This window comes from Terriglobales bacterium (assembly GCA_035487355.1).
GTDB lineage: Bacteria > Acidobacteriota > Terriglobia > Terriglobales > Acidobacteriaceae > QIAW01.
Genome location: DATHMF010000086.1, coordinates 101,744 through 118,784, shown reverse-complemented (window position 1 = coordinate 118,784; position 17,041 = coordinate 101,744). Strand labels below are relative to the sequence as shown.

General features: G+C 55.3%; 16 protein-coding genes and 1 pseudogene. 5 read left to right on the top strand and 12 right to left on the bottom strand.

Going from position 1 to position 17,041, the window contains the following annotated elements; translation table 11 throughout:
- Positions 1-18 precede the first annotated feature (18 nt).
- From VK738_15920 to ndhC, 4 genes are read right to left on the bottom strand one after another with little or no spacing between them, the layout of a single operon-like run.
- Positions 19-501, bottom strand: a complete 483-nt coding sequence (locus tag VK738_15920) for an NAD(P)H-dependent oxidoreductase subunit E (protein ID HTD24145.1) — start codon at positions 499-501, stop codon at positions 19-21.
- Positions 501-1,709: an NADH dehydrogenase (quinone) subunit D gene (nuoD, locus tag VK738_15915; protein ID HTD24144.1), complete on the bottom strand. Its 1,209-nt coding sequence runs from the start codon at positions 1,707-1,709 to the stop codon at positions 501-503. The genes VK738_15920 and nuoD overlap by 1 nt, the downstream gene beginning before the upstream one ends.
- A complete protein-coding gene (locus VK738_15910; GenBank protein HTD24143.1) occupies positions 1,709-2,206 on the bottom strand; it encodes an NADH-quinone oxidoreductase subunit C in 498 nt (165 codons plus the stop codon). Before VK738_15910 ends, nuoD begins: the two co-directional genes overlap by 1 nt.
- Positions 2,206-2,619: an NADH-quinone oxidoreductase subunit A gene (gene ndhC, locus VK738_15905; protein ID HTD24142.1), complete on the bottom strand. Its 414-nt coding sequence runs from the start codon at positions 2,617-2,619 to the stop codon at positions 2,206-2,208. Before ndhC ends, VK738_15910 begins: the two co-directional genes overlap by 1 nt.
- Before the next feature lie 286 nt (positions 2,620-2,905).
- Between ndhC and VK738_15900 the strand changes: the two genes are divergently transcribed.
- A complete protein-coding gene (locus tag VK738_15900) occupies positions 2,906-3,541 on the top strand; it encodes a hypothetical protein (GenBank protein ID HTD24141.1) in 636 nt (211 codons plus the stop codon).
- A gap of 23 nt (positions 3,542-3,564) precedes the next feature.
- On the opposite strand, the gene thiS is transcribed toward VK738_15900, so the two are convergent.
- Positions 3,565-3,777 (bottom strand): sulfur carrier protein ThiS, encoded by a 213-nt coding sequence (gene thiS, locus VK738_15895; GenBank protein HTD24140.1) that lies wholly within the window; start codon positions 3,775-3,777, stop codon positions 3,565-3,567.
- A gap of 201 nt (positions 3,778-3,978) precedes the next feature.
- On the opposite strand from thiS, the gene VK738_15890 reads away from it, so the two are divergent.
- Positions 3,979-4,458: a MerR family transcriptional regulator gene (locus tag VK738_15890; GenBank protein ID HTD24139.1), complete on the top strand. Its 480-nt coding sequence runs from the start codon at positions 3,979-3,981 to the stop codon at positions 4,456-4,458.
- Between the two features lie 44 nt (positions 4,459-4,502).
- On the top strand, positions 4,503-4,766 hold the full coding sequence (locus VK738_15885) for a hypothetical protein (protein HTD24138.1): 264 nt from the start codon (positions 4,503-4,505) through the stop codon (positions 4,764-4,766).
- Positions 4,767-4,813: 47 nt separating this feature from the next.
- Here the strand turns inward: VK738_15885 and ribB are convergent, their stop codons facing one another.
- A complete protein-coding gene (gene ribB / locus VK738_15880) occupies positions 4,814-6,058 on the bottom strand; it encodes a 3,4-dihydroxy-2-butanone-4-phosphate synthase (GenBank protein ID HTD24137.1) in 1,245 nt (414 codons plus the stop codon).
- Positions 6,059-6,327: 269 nt separating this feature from the next.
- On the bottom strand, positions 6,328-7,338 hold the full coding sequence (locus tag VK738_15875) for a radical SAM protein (GenBank protein ID HTD24136.1): 1,011 nt from the start codon (positions 7,336-7,338) through the stop codon (positions 6,328-6,330).
- A gap of 229 nt (positions 7,339-7,567) precedes the next feature.
- On the opposite strand from VK738_15875, the gene VK738_15870 reads away from it, so the two are divergent.
- The gene (locus tag VK738_15870; GenBank protein HTD24135.1) at positions 7,568-8,068 is read left to right on the top strand and encodes a hypothetical protein; all 501 of its coding nucleotides are present in this window, start codon (positions 7,568-7,570) and stop codon (positions 8,066-8,068) included.
- Between the two features lie 533 nt (positions 8,069-8,601).
- Here VK738_15870 and VK738_15865 read toward each other — a convergent pair.
- The 3 genes and pseudogenes from VK738_15865 to VK738_15855 all read right to left on the bottom strand — a co-directional run bounded on the left by VK738_15865 (position 8,602) and on the right by VK738_15855 (position 11,041).
- Entirely contained in the window at positions 8,602-9,111 is a 510-nt protein-coding gene (locus VK738_15865; protein HTD24134.1) for a hypothetical protein, read from the bottom strand.
- 119 nt (positions 9,112-9,230) lie between these two features.
- Positions 9,231-9,461: pseudogene (locus VK738_15860) on the bottom strand (M13-type metalloendopeptidase).
- A 791-nt stretch (positions 9,462-10,252) separates the two neighbouring features.
- Positions 10,253-11,041, bottom strand: coding sequence for a DUF4097 family beta strand repeat-containing protein (locus VK738_15855; protein ID HTD24133.1), 789 nt, complete (start codon positions 11,039-11,041; stop codon positions 10,253-10,255).
- Positions 11,042-11,254: 213 nt separating this feature from the next.
- On the opposite strand from VK738_15855, the gene VK738_15850 reads away from it, so the two are divergent.
- On the top strand, positions 11,255-13,042 hold the full coding sequence (locus VK738_15850; GenBank protein HTD24132.1) for a VanW family protein: 1,788 nt from the start codon (positions 11,255-11,257) through the stop codon (positions 13,040-13,042).
- Between the two features lie 56 nt (positions 13,043-13,098).
- Here VK738_15850 and VK738_15845 read toward each other — a convergent pair whose 3' ends face one another.
- Together VK738_15845 and VK738_15840 are read right to left on the bottom strand one after the other, a co-directional pair.
- Complete coding sequence (locus VK738_15845) at positions 13,099-15,357, bottom strand: pitrilysin family protein (GenBank protein ID HTD24131.1); 2,259 nt, start codon at positions 15,355-15,357, stop codon at positions 13,099-13,101.
- Complete coding sequence (locus tag VK738_15840) at positions 15,354-16,898, bottom strand: pitrilysin family protein (protein HTD24130.1); 1,545 nt, start codon at positions 16,896-16,898, stop codon at positions 15,354-15,356. The genes VK738_15845 and VK738_15840 overlap by 4 nt, the downstream gene beginning before the upstream one ends.
- Positions 16,899-17,041: the final 143 nt, after the last annotated feature.

Genomic DNA, 17,041 nt, shown 5'->3' with positions numbered 1-17,041 from the left:
GACCCGATGATTCAATGACTAAATTGATTGCTTCTTCCTGTAATCTTCCAGAACCCGGTCCAGCTTTTCCGGCGTCAGGTTCTCGTGAAAGTCATAATTCACCTGTACCGCCGGAGCCCAGGAGCAGGCCCCGATGCACTCAACTTCTTCCAGTGAAAACAAACCGTCGGCCGTCTTCTGTTTGTGGCCGATGCCGAGCTTTTGCCGGCAGTGCTCGAAGGTTTCTTCTCCACCGCGCAGCATGCAACTGATGTTGGTGCAAACCTGGATGTGGTACTTGCCCATGGGCTTGGTACGCAGCAGCGAGTAATAGCTGATGACGTTGCGCACCTCCAGTTCGGTCAGATCAGTCTTTTTCGCGAGGTGAGCAATGGCTTCGTCAGGCAGATACCCAAGCTCGTCTTGCGTATAGAGCAGCATGGGAACGAGGAAGGAGCGCCGTGTCGGGTATTCCTTTATTTTTTCGTCGAAGAACTTATCGAGTTTTTCCGAAATCACCATTATCTGTCTATCTCACCCAAAACAATGTCAATGCTGCCAATAGCAGCCACCACGTCTGCAATCAACTTGCCTTCGCACATCGTGTTCAGCGCCTGCAGGTTGGCATACGAAGGCGAGCGCATGTGCACACGATATGGCTTAGCGGTGCCATCGCTCATGATGTAGTAACCCATTTCGCCGCGCGGCGACTCGATTGCCTGGTAAACTTCGCCGGCCGGCACGGTAAAGCCCTCAGTCACAATCTTGAAGTGATAGATGAGCGCTTCCATCTGCGTTTTCATCTTTTCCCGGTCGGGGAGAACTACTTTCGGAGCGTCAGCTTTGACCCGCCCCGCGGGCATTCCCTCCAGCGCCTGCTTCACAATCCCAATGGATTCGCGCAGCTCCCGCACGCGGCATACATAACGCGCCCACACGTCGCCATCTTGCGAGACCGGTACTTTGAACTTGAAGTTTTCGTAGCCAGTGTAGGGCATGTCGCGGCGCAGGTCCCAATCAACGCCGCTGGCGCGCAGCGCCGGGCCGGTGACACCCAGCGAAATCGCGTCTTCTGCGGAAAGATGGGCCACGCCTTTCAGGCGCTCGATCCAGATGCGGTTGCCGGTCAGCAATCCTTCGTATTCATCCACCCGCGACGGGAAGATATCCACGAACTTTTTTACTTTTTCAAAAAATCCCAGGGGTGCATCCAGAGCAAGACCACCCACCCGGAAGTAGGAGGTCATCATGCGCTGTCCGCTGACCATCTCAAAGATGCGCAAGATCTCTTCACGTTCGCGGAAGCAGTATAGAAACACTGTCATCGCGCCGATATCGAGTGCGTGTGTTCCCAGCCAGACCAGGTGCGAGGCAATGCGTGTCAGCTCGTTGAGCATCACCCGCATCCACTGCGCGCGCGGTGGTATCTCCAGTCCCAGGAGTTTTTCCACTGCCAGCACGTAGCAGAGGTTATTGGTCATGGGGCAAAGATAATCAATGCGGTCGGTCAGTACCACGACTTGCTGGTAGAACTTGGCTTCGCAGGTTTTTTCGATTCCGGTGTGCAGGTATCCGATATCGGGCGCCATGCGCACCACGCTTTCGCCGTCAATTTCGAGCAACAACCGGAGCACGCCATGCGTAGAGGGGTGCTGCGGCCCCATGTTGAGAATCATGGTGCTTTCAGTGACGTCGAGCTGAGCGACTCCGGTTCCAGGCAGGTGGGCCATTAGCGATAACCCTCCACGGGATAATCTTTACGCAGCGGATGGCCTTCCCAATCCTCCGGCATCAGGATGCGCCGCAGGTTAGGATGGCCCTCGAAGCGTACTCCGAAGAGATCAAAAATTTCGCGCTCAAAGAAATTGGCGGCCGGCCAGACCGAAGTAATGGATTCCACGCTGGGGTCGTTTCCTGCCAGCTTGACCTTCAGCCGCACGCGCTCTTTGCGTGTGTGCGAGAGCAGGTGATAGCAGACTTCAAAGCGCGGCTCGCTGGGATACAAATCCACGCAAGTGATATCCGAAAGAAAATTGAACTTGGTTTCCGGGTCGGATTGCAACAGCGCGCAGGCTTCACGAATGAAGGCTCCGTCTACGTAGATTGAAAGCTCGTCGCGGTCGAACTTCGCGCCCTGCACGGCACTGCTCTTTACATCTGTGAGGCGGGCGACAGCAGGCATGTCCTTTAACTGGCTAAGGTCGGTAACTGCGGGGGAGAGCGACATTAGGTGTCTTCTCCTTCCGGCTTGTTCCAGTCCAGAACGCCCTTCTTCCATGTATAGAAGAAGCCGACCAGCACAATTCCGATGTACACCAGCATTTCGACGAAACCAAAAAATCTGGTTCCGTATGTCCTGGGATCGCTCAGTTCTCGGTAGATGACCGCCCATGGATAGAGGAAAACTGCCTCTACATCGAACAAAATAAACAGCATAGCTACGAGGTAGAACCTGACTGTAAAGCGCCCGCGAGCGTCTCCGGTGGGCAATATGCCGCACTCATATGGGGTCATTTTGGCCCGCGTGGGACGGCGCTTGCCCAAAAGGGCAGAAAGCATGACCATTCCCGCCGCAATACCCCCGGCGAAGAGTATATGGATAAGCAACGGCAAATAAGGGGCGAAATAGTTGTCCGGCATATGAAGAGCTGTATATACTGAGCGCCACTAACAAGTAGCAAACTTTTGAGTTTAGTTTTTTGCGTTGGAGGGTGTCAAGTTTCTGCTGCAGCCATTCCAAGGCGAGTTAAAATATGATGAAAGCTTGCAGTACAGAGGATTCCTAAAGGTTCCGGCGGTTTTCCGGCATCAATATGGGCTCAAAGGGGGCGCCGGTGGTAGAAACGGGTGAGCACGGAGCGAGCGCCGTGCAGCGCGAGCAAAGTGCGAGGGCGCAGCAGCGTAGCGTTGCGGAGCCCTTAGAAATATGATTTTCGGATTTAATACCGACATAAAATATGAGGATGTGGTGTACCACGTCCAGAGCGAGGCGCGGCAGGCCGACCTGCTTCTGCAAACCCAGGTGTTCGTGCGCGGGCGCTGCATCGGCAAGCACGCCACCTCTTATGCCGATTGGGTGGTCAAGCCCGATTTTTCTGATGAGCAGATGCACGAGCTGCTCAAAATCCAGCACAAAAATGTGATTGATACCATCCGTGCCGGCAACATTAATACCTTGTTTGCGCCTACGCAGTCGCTGGCTCGTGAAGGGGCGGAAATTCAGGATGCCAGCCAGCACGGTGATGGGCTCTCCTTGCATTGGTTGAACGCCGACGCGGTCTATCAGGACAATTCGATTTTGATGAAATTCAAAGTGACCCGCCAGGGTGAGCCGGTAACCGGCGCGCAGCTTACCTCGCGCCTGCATATCGCCAGCGATGCTCCTATTTATTCGGAGACCACCACTAATGAGCAAGGCCTGGCGGAAATGAAGATTCTCTTGGATGAGTCCGATTTAGCCGAGGCCGCGGTACTTGTGCAGGCCACCTGCGAGCAGCGCCACTCCACCCGCAAGTTCCGGCTCAAGAAGCAGGCAACCGCAGTTCCACAACACTCAATCTAGATTTACGATTTGCGAAGTACGATTTACGATTTGCCTCCGCCAACAAAGTGGACGATCTCCAGGCGGTCTCCATTCTTCAGAAGGGTAGATTCCCAGTGGTCGCGGCGGATGATCTCTCGATTGAGTTCCACCGCAACCCGGTCGCCCTTCATTCCAAGCTTTTCGATGATGAGGGCTGAAAGAGCCAGGGATGGCTCAGAGAATTCGCGACGCTCTCCATTGATGATCAGGTTCATTAGGGAAATAGATGTCTACAGCTAAACAAATCGTAAATCGTACTTCGTAAATCGTAAATCCCCGGTAACCACAGGTATACTGCCCTAAATACTTCTTGACTCTCAACATTCCCGCTCTAGAATGTTTAAAACATTTTATGTATTTTGTGTTTTAAACAAGAAGTACAAAAAATGGTTGAACTGGCAGCATAAGGATGAAAGATGCAGGAGTTTACTTCACAGGAGATCGTTGCGTTGACCGGCATCTCACCGCGGCAGTTGCAATGGTGGGATGAGCAGGGGATTGTCTCTCCTGCCCGTCAGGGCCGCTGCCGGCTCTATTCATTCGCTGATCTCACGGAAATTTCCGTGATTTGCGAGCTGCGCCGCAAAGGCTTCTCACTGCAGCGGGTGCGCACCGTGCTGCGCTTCCTGCAACGCGAGCTGGGCAAGCGTCTGGTAGAAACCCTCAGCAACAGCGCTGATGTGCATCTGCTGACCGATGGAAAACACATTTATCTGGAGACATCCACGCGCCAGGTGATTGACATCCTGAAGAACGCGCGGCAACCGCTGCTGACAATTTGCCTCTCCGATACATTGCGGCAGGTGCGCGCCGATATACGAGGGAAGGATTTTCGCAATAAGAAATCTGTTCGTTCTGCAAACTGGGTTCGTTCACGGCGAAAAAATTCGGCGTGAGCGGTAGGTAGAAGTTTGGTCTTTTTGGGTACTGGAGGTGGTGAATGGTGCAGGAACTGAACTTTCTGAGCGAGTGGATCCCCGAACAAATGCAGCCCGGCACTCTCTTCGTGCTGGAAAACGCCGGCGACATGGGTGAAGGCGAGGACCCTTATTGGGCGGTGCTGGCTTGTCCCGAGTGCGGCACGCTGGGTCTGGTGACGCGCAAGCAGCTTGCCGGACTCTTTGCCGTCATTTGTGGCTCCAACACCTGTTCAGCGCAGTATTACATTCACGAAAGCAATGTGGTTGCGCGCAAGACGAGCTGAGAGTGAATTTGCCGGCGCAGCGGCCACGCCCTGATGAGCCAATAGCTTCAAGAACGCGTTGAAGCTGCGTCTTTCGCCTGGCCCACGGGAATGGGTACCTGTTCGATGATGCGGATGCCATAGCCCTCCAGGCCCGCCACCCGGCGAGGATGATTTGTCAGCAGGCGGATTTCTTTAATTCCCAAGTCCGAGAGAATTTGTGCCCCGATTCCAATTTCGCGCTGCGTTTTGCGCTGATGGTCGGGGAGCGACGGCTCGCGGGATTCGCGATGAAACGCCAGCATAGGTTTGTCGCCGACCTTTTCGATGGAAAATCCCTTGGAGGTTTGATGAAGATAAATCAGGGCGCCATGATCGTGCTCCGCGATCATCTTCAGGGAGTGTGCGATGGTCGCCTGGCAGGTGCACCAGGTCGCGCCAAAAACATCGCCCACGAGGCAGTGGGAATGCATACGCACCAGGGCCGGGCGTGAACCAAACTCTGCCGGATCGCCCCGCAACAGGGCAATGTGGAACTCGTGATCGAGTTCACTCTCGTAGGCAATCATGCGGAACTCGCCGTAGGGCGTCGGCAGCAGGGCTTCGCCTGCGCGGTGAACGTAGCGTTCGTTCTTAATTCGATAGCGGATCAGCTCCGCGACCGTCAGCATCTTCAAATTGTGCTTCTGGCAGAACTCTACAAGCTGCGGCACGCGCGCCATGCTGCCGTCTTCATTCATGATCTCGCAGATCACTCCGGCAGGCACCAGCCCAGCCAGCCGTGCGAGGTCAACGGAGGCTTCGGTTTGGCCGGCGCGCACCAGCACGCCGCCTTTGCGGGCGCGCAGAGGAAATATGTGTCCAGGACGCACCAAATCGCTGGGCCGTGATTGAGGATCAACCGCCACCTGAATCGTACGCGAGCGGTCATGTGCGGAAATTCCCGTAGTGACCCCCGCCCGCGCTTCGATGCTCTCGCAGAATGCCGTGCCGTAGGGCGAGTCGTTGAAGGCAGTCATGGGGCCGATGCGCAGGTAATCCAGCCGCTCCTCGGTAAGCGCCAGGCAGATAAGTCCGCGGCCATACTTAGCCATGAAGTTGATGGCTTCAGGAGTAACTTTTTCCGCCGCCAGGGTGAGGTCGCCTTCGTTCTCGCGGTCTTCGTCGTCCACGACTACGACCATGCGTCCGGCGCGGATCTCTGCAATCGCCTCTTCAACGGTCGTAAATGGCGTCTGCGGGTTCATAAGGAAAATTGTAGCAGGATGAGAGGGTATCTCGGTCCAGTACTCATACATTTGATTAACAAACATTCTCTGTTCTATCGAGTCAGATAGTGGGGGGTGGGGGTATTACTTGGAGTAGTCCCACCAGCTACAACCCACTTTAATTCAACGACTTACGGGCTGAAAATCGAGACTACTTCAGATAGTCCCTCGTACCTTTCTCCTCCTCTTCTTCTGAGCGGACGCGCTGACAACCTGCAAAAAGATGGCCGAAATAGCTCTAGCAGATGATGAACTAAAATTCCTCAAAGACCAACGGGTTGATGCCACTTTGATACCTCTTAGAGCCGGAACCTTCAAAACAACCCCATCTGCTCGTCTTGTTCCTGCCTCTCCACAAACGCCCGCCGCTCGCGGCGCTTATGTTGAAAGTTGTGCTTCTGCAGCAGGCGCTCCATGAGCTTGGAGACACGCTGGTGGTACGACTTGGAAAGAAACGCGCCCTTGGCATAGCGTTGTTTATAGCCTTCAACTAAGTGGGGGAACTGCTCTGCCAAAAAGGGCATAAAGACTTTTTCCGAGCACGGCTTCAGATACAGAGGATTGGCGTGGATACGGTGCGCTCCAGCCTCGCGCGCGGCAACGATGACCGATTCCAGGTTGGCAACCGAATCTGTGATTTCCGGCAGCACGGGTGCGCAGTTGACTCCTACACTCAACCCGGCGTTAGCCAGTTCGCGGACCGTCTGCATGCGCAGATCAGGCCTCGGCGCCCGCGGCTCCAGAATTCTTGCCAGTTGAATATCCATGGTGGTGACCGTAACCTGGATCCAGAGATCGTTGTTCGCGGCAAACTTGCGCAGCAGCTCAACATCGCGCACGATCAGCGTGGATTTGGTCACAATCCCCAGGGCAAGCCCGTGATGCTGCGCCAGCTCTTCCAGGATGGCGCGCGTAACCTCGTAACGGCGCTCAGCCGGCTGATAAGGATCGGTGGCCGCACCCATGGCCATGCCCTCTCCTTTGCGGACATGCTTCAGCTCCTGCCGCACCAGCCATCCTGCGTTCTGCTTCACATAAATCTTGCGCTCAAAATCCAGGCCGTCGCGCATCTCCATAAATTCATGGGTGTAACGCGCATAACAGTATTTGCAGGCAAACTCGCAGCCTCGGTAAGGGTTGATGGTCCAAGTAAAAGGCATACCCCGCTTCGAGGTGCAGCGGTTGAGAATGGAGCGGGTGGGCAGGGTAAAGTACTCAATCTTGTGCCCCTGCTTGATGGAGTCGCCCAAAGAGGCGAGCCGGGCAATCCCTACCAGCTTCTCCTGGGGGAGGGGTTCGAAGAAGGATAGGGAAGAGCCCGGCATATTTTCGCCTTTTGTTCGCCTAAGATAAACCAGTAATTACTGGAAGTCAAGAGGTATTTGGGATAGGAGACAGAGCGGTCTGAAACCGGCCCCCGAGGCCGAGCTAGGGCCATTTCATTAAAGCCACGCTAATAACGTATACTGAGGCGAACAAACCACTGAGGCGGCTTACAACGGCTTACTTGTTTTGCGGAGATCGCAATGCCTCTGCATGGGTAACGGAACCAAAATGAAAAAGTGGAGACTACGCGCTGCTCCCTTATGTTTTGTTCTAACAGGCCTGCTATGCGCTCAGACTTTTCCGTGGAAGGACTTCAAGCCACGAACCCTAAAGGAAATTATCCAACAGAACATCGAAGCCGTCGGTGCTTCGACCAGCACTAGGGTCTTTCTGGCGAAAGACACTCTGCCCTCTCGAGTTGGCGTGACGTATGTCGGGTTGTCAAGACCCATCTCTGCCGAAAAACAGGATTTTATTGCCCAGTGGAGCAGATCCTACACCGCAGATTCAAACTACACGACCCTATATGAAACCGAGCTGCTGTTTGTCCAAGACGGCAAAGAATACTGGCTGCCGGTACAGAAGCAGGTGAGTCCATACCTGGAGAAGGAACTCTCGAAAGGCCAAAGTGTGGATCTGTACCTCATCCGAGCTGGTGGCAGACGAGCCGGAGATCAGTGGGACTGGGTTCTGCTCGTGGAGGAGTTCCAAAAGCCTAAACCCAAATAAGTCGTCGTCCGAACTTGGCTGCGACGTTCTTCGGTATGAACACCCTGCCGTCGTGCGTATACGTTGTCACAACGTCGTAAGTTCACACATCATTCAATAAGCACCCTCCCGCCGAGACTTCCTACGTACGTCTGTTCGGAATTGGCCTCAGTGGTCATAGCCGGACCGTCTGAGCTTTCGCCTCGCCACAAAAATCGCGATTCTGAATACCTGCGCGTGTGCCGCGTATGGGATTGGTACGCGACAGAATAAAAAAGGAGACCGCATGTCTACAGAACTCATGCCGTTGATTCAACATCGGCCACTGACGATCACAGTCGCGGCCCATTCTGGGCGGGTGGCCCATCCGAAACACTGCAGGGGTGCCCCGCGCCTAGCTTTGCTAGGCCGGGGATTTGGAATCCAGCATCCTCGCGAGAAAATTCCGGGACTCTTGAGTAATGCCACTGCTACGCGTACTCAACCAGGTCAAAAAGGGAAACAGAAAATCCCCCATTCGCCTGGTCGCGCAAATGGGCACGCGGGTGCGGCGCCTACTCATCGGCTGGTCCTGCCGTGTCGAAGAGATAGTGCTCCCCTTGCCAGCCAAGCTGCACCGCCGTGTCGAGGTCCTTCAACGCCGCGACATCGTCGCCCGCCGCGCGGAGGGCCAAGCCACGATTGTTGTAGGGTACCGGGTTATCCGGCGCAAAGACGCTTGCGCGCGTGAACAGCTCAACTGCTTCGGCGACAGCGCCATCCCTAAGCTTCTTGACGCCAATGGAGACGGTTGCCTGGGCGTGAACATCAAATAGTGTGGCGAGTTGCTGCGCGAGGGGGCTTCCGCTGGCTTCCAGGGCTCTGAGATCTTGAACAGCTCGATCATCCTCGCCGAGCTCGGCGAGGATGAGGGCTCGGTTGTAGAGTGCTTCCGGCACACCCGGCACGAGGCTAAGGCAAAGAGAAAGCTTCTCGACCGCCCCGTGCCGATCCTTGTGGACCTTCCAGAGGGTCACGCCTTCCCGAAACGCCTGCGTTGCCCGCCCGGCTCGCGAGTCATCCATTGGCCCTCCGGGGCGCTTCAACGGTCCGTATAACACAGATTCGCCTAAGAAGATAGTACGGCATCAGTGCGAAGAGTCAGGGGGTGCACTTTTGAGGGCGGCCCATTCTGCATCTGCATTTACCAGACTTCGCACCGCTTCTCGGCCAGGCGGACCATCGCCGAGCCTGCCTTGCACGAGAACGCCTTGGCAAATGGCGGCATGTTCGAGAGCGGTCCGATGACGCGGTACTTCGCCACCGGGTGCTCGTCGCCCTGGATCATCTTGCGCGCGAACTCCGGACGCTCCTCGTCGCCGCGGACCTGTTCCCAGGCGATGAAGAACTGCTGGTCCGGGGTGAAGCCGTCGACGTCGGGCGCCGGCGTCTACCGGTGTGGACCGCGCATTCGGAAGTTCTTTGGCGTATCCACAAACCGGGAAGAACAGAGCGCATTATCATCTGTACCTAACGATTAGTGTGGTCTTATCGGAAGCTCGCCCCGCCATACAGAACTGCTGGAAGCGGCCTAGCTCGCGCCGATGTGGGTAGCAAACTGGAGCGGCTTCCCCGATGCTCTAGGTGCAGAATCTGCAGTCATCCCCCCTAGCCTCCAGCCTGCTTAGACGTTGTCAGAGTGATTTGGTGAGATGATTACGGATACCGCGCTTATGAAGGTACTAACTTTCTCCGTGTCTCCGCGCCTCCGCGGTAAATTGAGTTCTGATTCTTCCCCTGGCACCAAAGTGGTATCAAACTATTGATTTTCTGATAAATCTTGGGTCATCATGGGCTTGGAAGTGTATCCAGCACCCAGAATGCGGAGGCTTTGGCCTCCTTATGGATCTTTGAAAATTTATTGAAAAGGAGTTTTGGGTGTCGCTCGAAACTTGAAACTGGAAACTCGAAACTTCTTTTAAGTTTACCGCGAAGTAAACAAAACCCTTGTTCCAAACCCCATTTGTTACTAGCGCAGCCATTCCTATCTCTCATTGATTATGAATGACTTACGACTTTCACCCCAAGCGCGCAAGGGGGTGGGGTCCCTCAAGATCGCTTGGTCATTTTCTTTGTGCCAAATTTTGGTCATGGGTCATGGATAACTTACAGATTACCCCTAAGCTGGCAAAGGGGGGCCCCCACCCGATCCGAAACAACCCCGCTCTAATTCTTCCCCAGATGAATCGACCCATCTCCGCTGCGCAGCTCGAGCAGCGGACCGCCGCCGTTCAGTTTGCCTCGCAAGGTGTGATTGTGTTTATCTTCGTCCGTCAGCGCAGAAAGGTCGGAGTTGATACTGCCATCGCCGGTGTGGGCGTCCAGGTTGGCCGAGAAACCTTCCGGCAAACGGAGCTCAATGCTGCCATCGCCCGAGTGCAGGTACCAGGAGCTTACCATCTTTGATCCTCGATTGATTTCAGCGTGAATGCTGCCATCGCCGGTTTCGATCTTCAAAGCGTCGAACCTGCCGTCAACATGAATGCCTCCGTCGCCGGTGTGCGCCGACAGTTGGCCATCGGCATCTTCAATACGAATCGAGCCATCTCCGGTGTTGAGGTCCAGGTTGCCGTGGACGCGTGAGCCTTTGATGGAGCCGTCGCCGGTATGAAGATCGAGGTTCGCCTCCTGCGGCAGGTTCACCGTCACATGCATGGAGCGGTTGCAGAACAGGCAAAACCAGCCCTCATGCGGAGTGTGGACCGTCACCTCGACCCGGTCTCCAGACTGGTGCTCTTCAATCCTTACACCGTCTGAGCCGATCTGCCAGCCTTCGGTGTGAACCGATACGCTCACCTGTTTGCGCTCCCAAACAATAAATTCCACCGAACCGTCTCCGGTGCTCAGACGCACCTCGGGTTTTCCAGAGATGGTGTAGTCCTTCTTCCAGTCATCCGCTGCCGCGGGCAAGGTCAGGACCAGCAAAACCGATAGCGCTAAAAAGATCTTCTTCATAGCAACACCTCTCAAATCAAGACAAAGACAGAGTGTAGTTCACCTTCAGCCTCATATACGCGCTGCCGCCGCAGAAAGTTCCCGCCGATGCCGCGCCGTGGAATCCCAATTGCTTATTTCTGCAGTGAGGATATTCACAACTCCGGCGCGTGATTGCAGCAACGGCGGCGATCGTGGCCGGGGGAACACTGATTAGCTGGTTACAGCAGCGAAATGCCGGGATTACGGCACATTTTTATGGCACATGGGGTAGACCGATTGCACTCCGAAGAACCAACCCGTATTTCAGCGGCTATCTTTGCGGCCAAAGCGGCAGTACTGCGTTGTGTGCGCTTTGCCACAGACCTGCGTGCGCCTTTACACACTCTTGCCGCGGGCAAGCTGACGGATTATCCCCTCTTACTTACTGAAACCAGGTCGCCTCTGTGGACGGCTGAGAGTTCGGTGGAGCAATCCCTTCAACTTGGAAAGGTACAGAATCTGCGCCGGGCCTGTAGCCGGTTGCATCTGGTTGAAGTGCCTGCAAACCAGTTGTTCAGCTTTTGGCAGCAGATTGGCAAAGCCACAAAGTCTGAGGGCTACGCTACCGGCCGCGAGCTTCGTCAGGGCTGTTTGATTCCTACCGTTGGCGGTGGTCTGTGCCAGCTCTCCAACGCTTTGTACGATATAGCTCTGAGGACGGGCTGCGAGATCGTCGAGCGGCACGCCCACACGGCGGCTGTTCCTGGCTCTGCGGCCGCGCAGGGAAGAGACGCTACGATTTTCTGGAACTACGTTGATCTTCGCTTTCGTCCGGAGCAAGACATCCTCATAACCGCCCGGCTTTCCCGGGATGAACTGATCATTACTTTTCGCGGCAAGCATGGTTTGCTGCGCATGAACGAACATCGGCCGGCGGGGCGCCCCAGCATCCGGATCAATACATGCACAGATTGCGCAGTAGAAAGTTGTTTTCGCAATGTGAAGGCCAAAAATTCCATCTCAGCCGGCAACGCGGCATTCCTGATCGAAGAGTGCTGGCCGGAGTTTGAAGAATTTGCGCAACAGACCAGGCGGGATGCAGATGAATTGTTTCTGCCCATGCATTCGAATTTCTTGCAGCGGCAGAGATATAACTGGAATTGCGATGGATATTCACGGATCGTTGCCGCAACGTTGCCAACAGTTCTTTCTTCAGCCAAAACGCGTGCAGGAGAGTTCAGAAATTTGCCTCCCATCGCAGTGCAACTGGAACGCTCGCAGAAGCTGGCGGAGTATTACGGCAAAAGACTTTCGATGAAGACCTCTCATCTCTATGTAGCGCAATCGCTGCTGCCGTTCTTATGGCGAAGGGGCGACCTGGGAGGCAGGGAGTTTCGCGTGTTCATGACGCGCATGCCCTTGCGGGCACTGCACAGGAGACTCGACGATCTGGCGGCGAGATTTCCAGAGCGCAAGACCTTCCAGGAATTCCGGGCGCCGGCATGGATGGTCGAGGCCGAAGCCGAAGCTCTGGAACACGCTGAGAGCATCATTACCCCACACTCATTTCTGGCCGGCATGTTTCCCCGCAAGACCACGAGACTGGCGTGGAAGCTGCCCAAGGTCGCGCATCGGCATCAGCCCGGCTCATGCATTGTTTTCCCCGGACCTGCTGTTGCCCGCAAAGGCGCATACGAGTTGCGCGAGGCACTGCAAGGTTCGCTTCAAAAACTCGTAGTTCTCGGAAGTCTGCTCGAATCTGGGAAGTTTTGGGAGGGATGCACGCTCGCCCAGGCCGCACCAGATTGGTTAGATCAGGCTGCCGTGGTGGTTCAGCCGGCATTTGTCGAGAACGCTCCGCGTCCGCTGCTGCGGTCGTTGGCGGCCGGCATTCCCGTGATTGCTTCGCCGGAATGCGGGATCGAGAAGCATCAGAAACTTATGCTGGTTCCAGCCGGAGACACAGTTGCACTGCGTGACGCTCTCGCGAGAGTTCTTGCGTCTCGCAGAGACCGTGCAAAAGTGCAAATCATGGGTTGAAGTCCCAAAACGGGAAATGGTTAACCAAATAACCAATTACAATTACCCAATCTCTACTACGGCGTAAACAACTTGGGATCCACCACAGGATTCAACTCAATCGACTTAATGGTATCTTCGCTCGATGTCGCTCCGTTTTCCGTTACCGTTCGTTTGTAAGGCAGCGAGAGCCCGCTGGCGTCGCGCCAATCGGAGTAATCCACTACGCGCTCGGCTGGTCCTTGCATGGTTTGCGTGTGAAATGCCGCCCGCAGCAGATGGCCGCTGCTGGGGTCTACATACCACTTCACCTCAATTCCATCGGCATTGATGGCCAGGATTTTCGTCTGCACTCCCTCGATGGTATCGTCGCCCGAAGCGGTAAAGGTGTATTTGGAATCGCCGGCATGCTGCAAGATGTAGATGGGGTCGCGCCTGATCACCTTCAGGTTTTCGTCGCGCATGGCCGAGGGCATGTCGCGATGCTGGCCTCCCATGTCCATGGAGGCTTTTTGCGGCGTGATTACGGTGGTCATTTCGCCCATTGACGTCTTCGCCTTCACATAGACCTGATCGGGATAGACGATGGTCTGGTCAATATCCAATGAGATATCGCCCTGCGGGGTTTTGCGCACGCTGGTGATGGTTTGCCGTATGGACTTCACGGCGCGCAATTTTTTCTTGTCGCCGAGAGCCGTGGCGACTTTGGCGATGAGGGCCTTACCTTCCGGATTCGTGGCCGCCGGCTTTGCGCTGGCGGAAACAGCCGAGGGAGGCGCTTCGGGGATGGTGATATCAATCTTGTTGACCTTCCCAAAAGTGGAAAGATCGCGGTCGAAATCTTTAGAGTTGCCCACCACCAGCATCTTCAACTGGTCTTTGTGGATATACTTGAGCGCCACCCGTTCCACATCATCTACCGTCACTTTTTTAATGTTGGCGGGGAAGCGCTCCAGAAAGTCAGCAGGATAGCCAAAGTATTCATAGACCATCTGCTCCTGCAGGACTTTGTCTTTGTCATCAAATTGGAAGATGAATGAGTTCAAGATCGTGTCTTTGGCGCGCTTGAGCTCAGCCTCGGTCACCGGCTTCTTTTCCAGGTCATCCAACTGGCCGTAAAGGCAGTCAATGCCCGCGCCTGTGGTGCTGCTCTTGGTGCCCATGGAAACGCGGAAGGTCCCAACGTGGCCATAAAAGGCCCCAACCCCGCCCCCGACTCCGTATGCGAGTCCCTGCTTGGTGCGGCAGTTAGCAACCAGCCGGCTGGAGAATCCGCCGCCAAGAATCTCATTCATGACCGAAATCGCATAATAATCCGGATTGTCGCGCCGAATTCCCAGGTGCACCATCTCAATCGTGCTCTGGTCAACGTCGTCTTTTTCGACGAAATAGACTCCGGGCGAGGCCGGATCAATTGCAACTTTGGGATCGCGTTCGGCTTCCGGTCCACGCGGTAGGTCGCCAAAAGCCTGGCGCAGTTTGGCTTCCATGGCAGTAGAGTCAAAATCCCCTACTACGCCCAGGATCATATTGTTGGGATGAACGAACTGGTTGTGCCAATCCACCAGATCGGCGCGAGTAATGGCGGCAATGGTGTAATACTCTGCGGTCCTGGCGTATGGGCTCTGTGCGCCGTAGGCCAGTTTGTTGGCTTCGCGCGAGGCAATAGATTCAGGATCATCATTGCGGCGCGAGATCCCGGTCGAGATCTGTTTCTTGGTCAAGTCGAGCTTGTCTTCCCGAAATTCAGGATGCTCCAGCACATCGGCTGCGATTTTCAGCACATCGTCAAAGTTTTCTTTCAGGCACGACCAGGAAAGAAGCGAGGAATCCACGGTGCTCGAGGTTTCGACTTTAGCTGCGCGTGCTTCTAAAAAGTCGTCAAGTTCATCGCCGGTTTTGCTGGTGGTGCCACCCAGGCGCCATGTATGTCCATAAACACTCGCCAGACCGGTTTTGCCAGCGGGTTCATCGCGCGAACCACCGCGAATGCGAATGGTCCCGTCAATCAGCGGTAATTCGTGGTCTTCCTGCAGGAAAACCACCAGGCCGTTGGAGAATTCGATCCGCTTGGGGTGCTGCGGATGAAATGCGTGCAGTGGCGGAAATGTAATTCTTTCCCAGGGTTTGGCTGCAGTCCTGGGGGCCGCCGTTGTATCTTTCTTTTCCACTTTCTTTTCATCTGTGGTGGCGACAGACAGTTTCTTCTCTGGCGCCGTCGAAGATGACGCATCTTTTCCCGGTGTTTGTGCCGCTCCTGCCAGGGGCAACAAAAGAACGGGCAGCAAAAGAACTCCACTCAACAACGTACGCACTGTTCGATTCTGCAAGTTCATTGCTTTGCTCCTGATTTGGAATTCGACGATGTCGCATTGGCTGCCGTAGCATTGTTTTCCAGCACGGCGGTCGTGCGATTTTCTCGGGTAAAGGTCTTGGCTGCTACCCGCCGAATGTCGGCCTTGGTCACCTTTTCAATGCGGTCCACCTGGCGGAAGAGTTCGCGCCAGTCGCCATAGTAAGCTTGCACAACCCCGAGTTGCTGGGCCAGCCCATCGTTGTTGGCCAACCCGCGAATCAGGTCAGCCTTGGCGCGCGTCTTTACCATTTGCAGCTCTTCGTCGGTTACATCCTGATTGACCATGCGGTCAATTTCTTCGTGGATAGCCGCCTGCAACTCCGCGGGTGTATGTCCGCGGCTGGGAATGGCGTAGAAAGCAAATAAGCTGGGGTATTTGACACCCGGGAAGCCGGTGAATCCTTCTGCTTCCACGGCAATCTTCTTGTCACGTACCAGGGCGCGGTAAAGGCGGGAGGTGCGGCCGTTGGAGAACAGGTCAGACAAGACGTCATACACGGCGTCATCGGGATCGCGGAAGTCAGGCCGGTGGTAGCCTTCCAGGTAAATCGGCTGTGCAGTGTCAAACACCGTAACCGTACGCTCGGAGCGCTGCGGAGGCTCAACCACATGCAGGGGCTCGGGTGCGGGTTTGGCCGGCAGCCGGCCAAAATATTTTTCGACGATCGGCATGACCTGCTTGGGCGTCACGTCGCCGACAATCGCGATCACCATGTTCGCAGGCACGTAGTATTTGTCGAAAAATTGCTGCGCGTCGCTGGCAGAAAAACTGGTGATTTCTGAGGCATCGCCGATTCCTTCATTGTGATAAGGATGCACCACGAATGACGCAGCCTGGAACTGCTCCACCAGCCGTCCGATAGGGCTGCTATCCACGCGCATGCGCCGCTCTTCGTACACCACGTCGCGCTCCTTGTAGAACTCGCGCATCACCGGATGCAGAAAGCGCTCCGATTCCATGTAAGCCCAAAGCTCCACGCGGTTAGAGGGCAGGGAATAATAGTATTGGGTTTCATCCATGCTGGTGTTGGCGTTCATGCCCTCAGCGCCATTGCGCTCCAGGATTTCGTCATACTGATTTACGGCTACGTATTTCTCCGCTTCGTCGCGGGCATCTTCCCAGGCTTTCTTGGCGGCGGCAATCTTTTGTTCATCGCGGCCGACCTCTTTGATGCGCTCGCGGTCATACTCCTGGTAGGCGCGCTCTACCTTCTGCAGGGCCGCTTTTTCAGCGGGCCAGTTGGTGCTGCCAATTTTGTCGGTGCCCTTGAAGGCCATGTGCTCAAACATGTGGGCCAGGCCGGTCTGGCCCTTGGGGTCCTGTGCGTCACCCACGTCCACGTGGGTAAAGAACGAGACCACAGGAGCCTCAGGCCTCTCACAGATCACCACCGTGAGCCCGTTGGCCAGCTTCTTTACAGTTACCCGTTTTTCAAAGGAGGCCATGTCCTGGGCCACGCAAAGACTGCCGGAAGCGGCAAACAAGACAAGGAAAGAGAAGAAAACAAGCAGACGTTTCATAACACCTCAAGACGTACGAGAGAGTTCAAGGTAAGCGTTAGGAGCACAGCATGTCAATGCACCTGCGCCTATGCGGCAGATATCCCCAAGCAGATTGGAGACATACGTGTCAACCGAATCTCTATACTTTGTATCTCGATCTC

Coding starts and splice junctions, on each gene's coding strand:
- VK738_15890 (HTD24139.1), top strand. CDS start 3,979: ATGCAGGAGTTTACTTCACAGGAGATCGTTGCGTTGACCGGCATCTCA.
- VK738_15850 (HTD24132.1), top strand. CDS start 11,255: ATGCCGGGATTACGGCACATTTTTATGGCACATGGGGTAGACCGATTG.
- VK738_15900 (HTD24141.1), top strand. CDS start 2,906: ATGATTTTCGGATTTAATACCGACATAAAATATGAGGATGTGGTGTAC.
- VK738_15870 (HTD24135.1), top strand. CDS start 7,568: ATGAAAAAGTGGAGACTACGCGCTGCTCCCTTATGTTTTGTTCTAACA.
- VK738_15865 (HTD24134.1), bottom strand. CDS start 9,111: ATGGATGACTCGCGAGCCGGGCGGGCAACGCAGGCGTTTCGGGAAGGC.
- VK738_15875 (HTD24136.1), bottom strand. CDS start 7,338: ATGCCGGGCTCTTCCCTATCCTTCTTCGAACCCCTCCCCCAGGAGAAG.
- nuoD (HTD24144.1), bottom strand. CDS start 1,709: ATGGCCCACCTGCCTGGAACCGGAGTCGCTCAGCTCGACGTCACTGAA.
- VK738_15920 (HTD24145.1), bottom strand. CDS start 501: ATGGTGATTTCGGAAAAACTCGATAAGTTCTTCGACGAAAAAATAAAG.
- thiS (HTD24140.1), bottom strand. CDS start 3,777: ATGAACCTGATCATCAATGGAGAGCGTCGCGAATTCTCTGAGCCATCC.
- ribB (HTD24137.1), bottom strand. CDS start 6,058: ATGTTTGTTAATCAAATGTATGAGTACTGGACCGAGATACCCTCTCAT.
- VK738_15885 (HTD24138.1), top strand. CDS start 4,503: ATGGTGCAGGAACTGAACTTTCTGAGCGAGTGGATCCCCGAACAAATG.
- VK738_15845 (HTD24131.1), bottom strand. CDS start 15,357: ATGAACTTGCAGAATCGAACAGTGCGTACGTTGTTGAGTGGAGTTCTT.
- VK738_15855 (HTD24133.1), bottom strand. CDS start 11,041: ATGAAGAAGATCTTTTTAGCGCTATCGGTTTTGCTGGTCCTGACCTTG.
- VK738_15910 (HTD24143.1), bottom strand. CDS start 2,206: ATGTCGCTCTCCCCCGCAGTTACCGACCTTAGCCAGTTAAAGGACATG.
- VK738_15840 (HTD24130.1), bottom strand. CDS start 16,898: ATGAAACGTCTGCTTGTTTTCTTCTCTTTCCTTGTCTTGTTTGCCGCT.
- ndhC (HTD24142.1), bottom strand. CDS start 2,619: ATGCCGGACAACTATTTCGCCCCTTATTTGCCGTTGCTTATCCATATA.